Source organism: Lamprobacter sp., from assembly GCF_034860625.1.
Classification (GTDB): Bacteria; Pseudomonadota; Gammaproteobacteria; order Chromatiales; family Chromatiaceae; genus Lamprobacter.
The window spans coordinates 1-5,167 of the sequence record NZ_JAYESN010000221.1; the positions used below are offsets into that span (position 1 = coordinate 1).

Annotated in this window: 6 protein-coding genes; 1 reads left to right on the top strand and 5 read right to left on the bottom strand. The window is 63.2% G+C overall.

Features of this window, described 5'->3' with window-relative positions; all coding sequences use genetic code 11:
• The 5 genes from VBE63_RS24480 to VBE63_RS24500 form a co-directional block, all read right to left on the bottom strand.
• Positions 1–309 (bottom strand): hypothetical protein (locus VBE63_RS24480; RefSeq protein ID WP_323685630.1); only part of this gene is annotated, 309 nt, incomplete at its 3' end.
• A complete protein-coding gene (gene yjjJ / locus VBE63_RS24485) occupies positions 293–1,696 on the bottom strand; it encodes a type II toxin-antitoxin system HipA family toxin YjjJ (protein ID WP_323685631.1) in 1,404 nt (467 codons plus the stop codon). The genes VBE63_RS24480 and yjjJ, both read right to left, overlap by 17 nt.
• Before the next feature lie 245 nt (positions 1,697–1,941).
• Positions 1,942–2,898, bottom strand: a complete 957-nt coding sequence (gene hemF / locus VBE63_RS24490) for an oxygen-dependent coproporphyrinogen oxidase (protein ID WP_323685632.1) — start codon at positions 2,896–2,898, stop codon at positions 1,942–1,944.
• A gap of 153 nt (positions 2,899–3,051) precedes the next feature.
• Positions 3,052–3,903, bottom strand: coding sequence for a co-chaperone DjlA (djlA, locus tag VBE63_RS24495; RefSeq protein ID WP_323685633.1), 852 nt, complete (start codon positions 3,901–3,903; stop codon positions 3,052–3,054).
• Positions 3,904–3,983: 80 nt separating this feature from the next.
• A complete protein-coding gene (locus VBE63_RS24500) occupies positions 3,984–4,649 on the bottom strand; it encodes an energy-coupling factor ABC transporter permease (protein WP_323685634.1) in 666 nt (221 codons plus the stop codon).
• Between the two features lie 326 nt (positions 4,650–4,975).
• Here VBE63_RS24500 and VBE63_RS24505 point away from each other — a divergent pair.
• Positions 4,976–5,167 (top strand): aldo/keto reductase (locus VBE63_RS24505; RefSeq protein WP_323685635.1); only part of this gene is annotated, 192 nt, incomplete at its 3' end.

A 5,167-nucleotide genomic window follows, 5' to 3' on the forward strand; every position in this document is an offset into this window, starting at 1 on the left:
GGCAAGGTCCTCCTGCTTCAACCCATGCTGGTCCATCAGGAAGCGGAGCACCTCTTTCGGCTCGGACTCCTGGATGGGATGGTGCACCTCTTCATAGGCTGCAACTTGGTCGGCCAGATAGTCGAGCACATCAGCTAGGGGGTGATGCTCGTCGTCGCCGATCTCATCCAGTAAGACCTCGATGGTTGCCCGCGCCTGGGTGTAGTCTTCCTCGGAGTGAACCGAGGTCACGCCGACCACTTCCTTGAACGGCATCCATGCCTGAAGAATGGCTTGCGGTTTGGGCACCGTCTTATGTGTCAGGGCCATCAGTTTCTCCTGTTTCGTTTCCAACCATCTGGCCGGCTTGAGCTGCTGGCTCGAGCCGCATGAGCGCCGCGCGATTGTCGGCAGCGATCTTCCTGAAGGTGCTGCTGATACTGGGCTCATCAGCGCAGCGGTTCCAGAAGCCAATCGCGGCTTCGCGGGCCTGCAGCCAAGCGGATTGATCGCCCGGTAGTGGCAGCAACGCTGGCTTAAAGTTGATCGGCGGCAGCTCGCCACTGCGCGTCGGCGCATACTGCATGGGCAGCATGTCGTAGACCGGCGCGAGGGTCAGGCCTGGCCGGAACGCGAGGTTGCCATCGTGCATGTCGTTGTTGGCGATCAGCCGACCGAACCACCACAGGCAGCGGATCTGCTCGCAGGCGTCGAGCGTGAGCCAGCCCTGCTGATGCAGGCGCTGGGCCTTCTCCGGCCAAGGCTCGCCGGCAAGGCCGATCAAGGCCGGGTTGAGACTGGCCAAGCTGCACACCGGGGTGCGTCCCTGGCGTCCGACCCGATCGAAGCGCTCGACCTCTAGGAAGCAGCGCCCAGCCTGGTGTTCGATGTGGCTCTGCGCGGCCGGGATGGCCAACTCCGAGCGCAGCGTCTCAAGCGCCAGATGTTCGGCGACGAGCAGATCTGACCAGCGCTTTACAGCCGGCGTCTCATCGGCACCGGAGAACTTGACGATCACTGAGATCGCTTCGCCTTGATGCTCGATGAGCGTGGCGAACTTGGGACACTCACCGCCAGCTGATGAGCCAGCATCGCCAAAGGCCAAGGCCCGTTCAGCCAGCGCCGGATAATCCTCGCGGGCCTGGGGTTGGCGCTGCGCCCGGGTCTGCAGCTCGGCCTTGTAAGGCGCCTCGCCAAGGATCAGATCGCCGGGCTGATCCTGCCCGAGCGTCGCCAAGACATGCGCGATGTCGGCATCCGTCCAGTCCGCTAGGCGTTCGCTGACACCAAGTAATCGCGCATGGCGATGGGCGAAATGCCGGCCGAGAAAGCCCTGTGGCGCCATGTCGTAGAGGGGGTAGGGCAGACCCTCAAACCAGCCGTCGGCCATCTGATCGTCGAGCGGCCAGGGGCAGGGCTCGACCCACTCCAAGGCGCTACCCACGGGCTCGATCAGGCTCAGACGCCCCAGCAGGTGTCCGTTTCCGGTCGCGTCGATCCGATACAGCGGGATTGGCGTCTGCCGCCCGCGCAGCGCACGACGCAGCGCATAGGCTGAGCGCCGAGCCTTCCCCAGGCGCAAGACCGCGGGGTCGAGTCGACGCACCCAGCGCAGGAGTGTGGCGCGATCGATACCGCCCAAACGGCGACAGAGCTCGCTGCTCGAAACAGGCGGATCGCGCGCGAGCGCGGAGCGCAGGTCGGCGATGGATGCCAAGGTGTCTTCAGGATCGCGTTTGCAACGATTCGTGCAACGATTTTAGCGCGTTTATGATTGATTTATTTTGGCTTTGTGAGTTTTTCAGGAAATTCACGCAACGATTCCTGAAGGAGCCCGATGGATGATACACCGCCATCGCCATCAGCTATTCGTATGGTGGCTCGATGAGGGCCACTATCTTGGGCTGCTAGACTTCAGAGAGATCGGCTGCCGGTGATGCTCTCAGCTCGGCTCAGCTCAGCTCAGCTCGGCAGGGCCAGCCAGTCCTTCGGTACGAGATAGTGCTCGTAGAGTCTCGCTTCTTCGGAGCCTGGCTCTGGCTGCCAGTCGTAGCGCCAGCTGACCTGAGGTGGCAGCGACATCAGGATCGATTCTGTGCGGCCGCCAGATTGCAAGCCGAAGAGGGTGCCGCGGTCGTAGACGAGATTGAATTCGACGTAGCGTCCGCGCCGGTAGCACTGAAATTCACGCTCGCGCTCGCCGTAAGGCGTCTCTTTTCGACGCGCGACAATGGGCTGGTAGCCGGGTAGATACTGCTCGGCGACGCTGCGCATGAAGGCGAAGCTGCGCTCGAAGCCCCAGTGGTTGAGGTCATCGAAGAACAGGCCGCCGACACCGCGTGGCTCGGCGCGATGCTTGAGGTAGAAGTAGCGATCGCAGGCGTCCTTGAGGCGGGCATGCAGGGCGGCGGCGTCTTCCTCGTCCGTGCCAAAATCCGCGCAGGCGACACGCGCAGAGCGATGCCAATCGCGCACGTCTTCATCGAAGCCATAGTAGGGCGTGAGGTCGAAGCCGCCGCCGAACCACCAGACCGGCTCGCTGCCGGGCTTCTCGGCGATGAAGAAGCGCACGTTCATGTGCGAGGTCGGCACATAGGGGTTACGCGGGTGCATGACCAGCGAGACGCCCATGGCTTGGAAGCTACGGCCGGCGAGCTCGGGGCGGCTGGCGCTGGCGGTCGCTGGCAGCGCATCGCCATGCACGTGCGAGAAGTTGATCCCGCCCTTCTCGAACACCGCGCCGTCCTCGAGGATGCGACTGCGGCCGCCGCCTCCACCGGGTCGCGTCCAGGCATCCTCGCGAAAAACGCCAGCGCCATCCTCGGCTTCGAGTGCTTGGCCGATGCGATCTTGCAGGTCGAGCAGATAATGCTCGACGGCTTCGGTGTCGGGCTGGTCGGGCTGGTCGGGTCTGGTCATTGGGGCGTTGGGGGCTGCATCGGCGATAAGCCTAGATCGGCTGGTACTGGATGTTGGGCTGGGCAATTGGCTGAATGCACCGGCGTTGGCTGGCTTGGCCTTTTGTCGGGTGCTTGGAATGCTTGGCTCGGGTGCGGGCGCCTGCTCAGGCGGTCACGTGGCGCGCGCGCTTTGGATCATCTCGTAGGCGCGGCGGATCTCATGGGTCTTTTGGGTGGCCATTTTCATCATCTCCTCGGGCAGCCCTTTCGAGACGAGTTTGTCGGGGTGATGCTGGCTCAAGAGTCGGCGATAAGCGCGCTTGATGGTGGCGTCGGAGTCCTTGGGCGTCACGCCGAGCAACGCATAGGCTTCTCGGAGATTGGGGGCCCGGGTGGGTGCTGCTCGGCGTCTGCCGCCGGTGCGTCCAGCGCCCCCCGCGCTGCCGGCACCCTGGGGGCCAGCGCTACCAGCGAAATTGCGCTGCAGCCGCACCAGGGTCTCGAGCTGCTTGAAGAGGATCTCGGGCACGTTCAGACCGACCCGAATCTGGCTCAGCACCTGGCGCTGCGCAAAGGTGGGCTCGCCGTCGACATAGGCGGCTTGGATCTGGATCTCGAGGAACATCTGGATCAGCGAGCGTTGACCACGGCATTCGCAGCGGAAGGTCTCGATCACGGCGGGCAGGTCGAAATCAGCGGACTTGCCGAGTCGGAACAACTTGATGGCGGCGCTGCGCATCTCAGGCGAGAGCCGAAGCTGGGCCATGATGCTTTCGGCGAGGGCGATCTCGGCCTCGGAGACCCGCCCATCGGCCTTCGACAGGTGGCCCATGGTTGAGAAGGTGGCGGTGAAGAAGGCGCTCTGGATGCGTTGTCGATCACCCGGCGGTAGCTGCGCGTTGCGCTGCAGTTTCTTCAGGCCTTGGTCGACGCCATGGCCGAGCGCGGCTCCCAGCATGGCGCCGAAGGGGCCGCCGGCGGCGAGCCCAATGAATCCGCCAATGACCTTACCTACCCATCGCATCGATACTGCTCCTGAGGTTCATCATGCATCGCGGCCCCGGACGCAAGGCGCTTGCTAGAGGCGCGCTTGCCACGCTGCACCTACTTGCCCTTGATGTACTCGAAATCAGAAAACGAGTACACCCAATGCGGCCTGAAGGCAACCAGGATCACCATGATCCAGCCGTTGAGCATCGCCTCTGGAAGGAACATCAGCGGGAAGAACGGCAGCACCGTTTGGCTCAGCTCGGCCATGCTGTAGGCACCGGAGCCGGCCAGCAGCCAGGCCGCCATGTAGCCCATGGCAACGCCGACCAGTCCGGCGGTCAGAAAGCCGTTGACCAGCACGTAGACGAAGAATTGCTTCGGCAGAAAGCGGCGAATCAGGATCAGCAGCATCAGGGTCAGGCTGATCGGCAGCACGCCGGAGACCAACGCATTCAGCGCGAAACCGTCCCAGGCGCCGCCACCGTTGAGGGTGATACCGAGCAGTGCCAGCGAGGCGGCGATGACGGCAAACCCCCAGCCAAACATCAGGGTTACCGCGGTGAGGCCGAGCAGGTGATAGGACAGCCCGGGCTGGACCTGCGTCTCCATCTGCCAGAGCAACAGCAGTGCTACGGTGGCGCCGAAGAAGACATGAGTCAGGCGTGCCTCTAAGAGCTTGCGCCAGGGTGCGAGCCAGAGCGCGAGGAGCAGACAGATGCCGTAGAGGATGACGGCGGTCCAGATCGCGAAAGGCGAGAAGAGGCTAGGGTCGAGCGTCATGAGTGATCAGCATGCAAGTGGTCAGCATGCGCGCTCGCTGCCGGACTTAAGCAGCGCGCAGCATGTTGGCGATTTTTCGCCGAGTCTGTCTGACTATCAGTGGCGGCGGCTGTCAAGGTCTGTTTGGCACAGTTGGACCACTTGGCCCACTTGGCTCGCGTGGTGGGGGGCAGCGATGTGGCGGAGGCGGCTTGCGTCAACTGAATCTCGTTTGAGGCCATCTCGATTCGAGCCCATATAGTAGAGATCATTTCTTGTAGCTAGGTTGAGATCAGCGGCTTCGACCTCAACCGACTTGCGCTGCGATCTAACGAACAGGAGTGGCTATGAATCAGCGTCCCTTGGGGATGACCGACCTGCGGGTCAGCGAGCTTTGCCTGGGCACCATGACCTTTGGCGAGCAGAACACCGAGGCGGAGGCCTTCGCGCAGCTCGATCGCGCCGTCGACGCTGGCATCAACTTCATCGATACCGCCGAGATCTATCCGGTGCCGCCGAAGGCCGAGACCCAGGGCGCG

Excerpts from the sequence above, each read along its gene's own strand:
- hemF (WP_323685632.1), bottom strand. The coding sequence starts at position 2,898 with ATGACCAGACCCGACCAGCCCGACCAGCCCGACACCGAAGCCGTCGAG.
- VBE63_RS24500 (WP_323685634.1), bottom strand. The coding sequence starts at position 4,649 with ATGACGCTCGACCCTAGCCTCTTCTCGCCTTTCGCGATCTGGACCGCC.
- djlA (WP_323685633.1), bottom strand. The coding sequence starts at position 3,903 with ATGCGATGGGTAGGTAAGGTCATTGGCGGATTCATTGGGCTCGCCGCC.